This window comes from Bartonella sp. OT172YNZD, assembly GCF_042193725.1.
GTDB lineage: Bacteria > Pseudomonadota > Alphaproteobacteria > Rhizobiales > Rhizobiaceae > Bartonella > Bartonella grahamii_A.
In genome coordinates this window covers 1-2,831 of the sequence record NZ_JBHILZ010000045.1, presented here as the reverse complement: position 1 = coordinate 2,831, position 2,831 = coordinate 1, and the positions used below count along the sequence as shown (strand labels likewise).

The window sequence follows — 2,831 nt, the reverse complement described above, 5'->3', positions numbered from 1 at the left end:
ACACCGCCTTTTTTCTCTTTGTCTTCTTCTCCTTTCTCAGGTGTTGTTTCTGCTTTTTCCGATTCAGATGATGATGGTGCTGCTCTATCACTGTCATCCATATGGATAAAGTTTTCATCATCATCAATCTCTTCTGGTTCTCGTGCATCAGCGGCGGCTTTTTGGTCGTCTCCTACATCTGTTTCTAAGCCATTGGCTGCACCTGCTTCATCCCGTGCGCTGTATTTAAAATCCCAAGAGGTGCAATGTTTCTCATGAATGACGACAATAGGGAGTGTTTCACCGGTAATGGCTTTGCCTTCACCCCGTTTGGCGAGCACAAGTTTGCCATCAACGGGTTTTGCTACCGCATCATATTCTCCTGCAAGGCGTGTAGCAAAAGCCATATCGCTTTCAGCTGTTTGGTCAATGTGACGCACAACGATTTTTGCAAGAGAAGGATCAACTTTAGGCGTATAGCCATTACGCTCTGCGATCTCTTGAACAATACTGCCAAGGGTTTGTTGGTGATAGGATTGGCTTTTAGGGGTTCTATAAGATGTGTTCATTGACGCAGCGCGCCCTGTCACACTTAAGCTTTGTGGTGGGCTGCTCACAGAGATTTCGTCTATCAGATAGGCTCCTATATCGCGGTTTTTCCCGCCTTCATAGCCAAGTGTTACAGAAATGATTGTTCCGATAAGAGGAATATCAAGAAAGCCGTTATCACTGTCACGCGCACGGTCATCAAGCTCTATAGTGATACGATCACTTTTGTCTTCTGCTTCATCCGTAATTTCAATCGACAAAACATAGTCCATGAGCGTTCTTGTGATATCCTCTCCATTTGCCATCACTGTGCAAAAAGGTTTCATGATTGGCTACCCCAAATTCTGATTACCGGTGTGGTTTTAGGATAGGGGAGGGTTGGCAAAACGATTGTGATGCCTGCTTTTAAGATGGGTCCATAGTCTGCAAGACCAAAGTTTGCTGCATAAACGCGTTCAACAGCAAGGGCTTGTTGACCCTTTGCATAGTATCTCCAGCAAATGGCATCAACCATATCGCCTTCTTTTGTTACGTAAAGATCACTCATAGCTCTTCACCATATTCTCTCAACTTTATCGTAAATTCTTGTTTTTTGGGGGTGCCATTATGATGAAAAACGCTTTGTTTTTCCTCTACAGAAAGAATGACAAACTTACCTAAGATTTTGCCTTGACCGCTCACAAGAATGTGAGGTCCCATATGCGCTATTTGTCGTAAATATTCGAGCTGTCTGTGACCACCTTTGAAATCTGGATAAATCACGCCTGCTAAAGAAAATTCCGCATTTGCAACAGCTGGCAATTGAAGAGCCGCCTTTCTCCCCAATCGCCCTTGCTCGACCCATGGAACCCCATAAGACATATCAAGTGTTTGATAAGCTGCTGTTTCAATCGAAAAAATAAAACCACCTAAAGCTAACATCATGGTGTTTAATCCGAAAGGCTAGAGGCTATGGCTAAACGTTGCTGTTTTGCATAGTGTTCAAGTGCTTTATTGACAGCGTCTCTGATTTCGTCCTTGAGACCATTTGGTACTGAAATATTGAGATTTGTAATGGTTACGCGGGCGTCTACTTCAACGGGTTTGTGAACCGTAATGGGCTTGGGAGCTTTGAAGGCAGCCACTTTTGCATTTGTTGCCTGCATTTGTCCTGTTTCAATGACACCTGTATTAAAGCCACTCTTGCGTTTTTCAGGCGGGGTATTTGTAACCACTGCTGTATCCAGCATTTTTTTTGCTCGAGCATTGGTTTCTTCAGTAAAGGTTTTAATGGTTTGGGTTGAAGTCTTATTGATTGAAACATTAAAGCCTAACTTTTCTTTCATCCAATTAGGCATCCAGCTGGTTAAACTGCTTATCATGCCGCTAAACCATTCGGATAGGGCTTGCCACTTGCTTTTGATACCTTCCCAAAGCCCGTTAATCAGATTAGCTCCTGCTTCTATTAAATCAACGCCAAGCAACCATTTAATGAGTTCATTGATTCCTTTTGCTATCCAAGAGAGTGGTGAAAAGTTTTTAAAGAGCGTAAAGAGGTTATTGAAAACGTTACTACATAAGCTCGCAAAAGAATTCCACAAGTTGCTTATGAGGCTTACTACCGTATCCCAGTTTTTATAAAGCAGATATCCAACGCCTACAAGAGCTGCAATGCCACCAATGATCCAACCGATAGGTGTGGTCATAATAGCAACACCAAGCGATATAAAAGCAGAACTAACGGCAGTTATTGCCGAAATGAGTGAACCTACAAGAGTTACAGCAAGACCAGCAATTGCGGAAGAAGCCGAGACTACAGCTGAAAATAGCGTTCTTGCAAGAGTTTTAGCAAGACTAGCAAAAGCTGCACTAACCGAACCTATGGCTGAAAGCAGTGACCTTCCCAGAGTAGCAGAAAATCTCATAAAAGCTTTATCTGCTGCGATTATTTTTGAGAGCAGGGATTTTCCAAGATTTGCAGCCAGACCGGTAATTTTAGAACCAACAGAAGTGAAGGCTGAAAGCACTGGTCCTGAAAGAGCGAAAGAAAGCCTGATAAAAACGGCGCTCACTATGGCTAGTGATGTAAGCAGCCAGCCATTGATTTTGTCCCAATTTTTGTAGAGCAAATATCCAGCGCCTACAAGAGCTGCAATGCCACCAATTAGCCAACCAATCGGTGTCGTCATGATAGTATAGCCTAGTGTGACAAACGCTGCTCCCACGGCTGCTAATGCAGCAATGAGTGGACCAAAAATGAACGAACCAAGTGCGACAAGACCTACCTTAAAGACGGTTATTTCACCAATCAATGGCTCTAGCCA

At 43.4% G+C, this 2,831-nt stretch carries 3 protein-coding genes and 1 pseudogene; all 4 read right to left on the bottom strand.

The genetic code is table 11. The annotated features are described in order from the left end of the window. On the bottom strand, positions 1–854 hold an 854-nt coding region (locus ACFIJS_RS08785; protein ID WP_375651231.1), incomplete at its 3' end, for a phage late control D family protein. After that, positions 851–1,075 carry a tail protein X gene (locus tag ACFIJS_RS08780; RefSeq protein WP_375651229.1) on the bottom strand — a complete coding sequence of 75 codons (225 nt, stop codon included), beginning with the start codon at positions 1,073–1,075 and terminating at the stop codon, positions 851–853. The genes ACFIJS_RS08780 and ACFIJS_RS08785, both read right to left, overlap by 4 nt. Beyond that, positions 1,072–1,452, bottom strand: a complete 381-nt coding sequence (locus ACFIJS_RS08775; protein WP_375651227.1) for a phage tail protein — start codon at positions 1,450–1,452, stop codon at positions 1,072–1,074. The genes ACFIJS_RS08780 and ACFIJS_RS08775 overlap by 4 nt, the downstream gene beginning before the upstream one ends. Before the next feature lie 5 nt (positions 1,453–1,457). Then, positions 1,458–2,831 (bottom strand): annotated as a pseudogene (locus ACFIJS_RS08770) (phage tail protein); the annotation flags it as partial.

What these genes read in the sequence shown, in the direction of transcription:
- ACFIJS_RS08780 (WP_375651229.1), bottom strand. Translation starts at nt 1,075, where the DNA reads ATGAGTGATCTTTACGTAACAAAAGAAGGCGATATGGTTGATGCCATT.
- ACFIJS_RS08775 (WP_375651227.1), bottom strand. Translation starts at nt 1,452, where the DNA reads ATGATGTTAGCTTTAGGTGGTTTTATTTTTTCGATTGAAACAGCAGCT.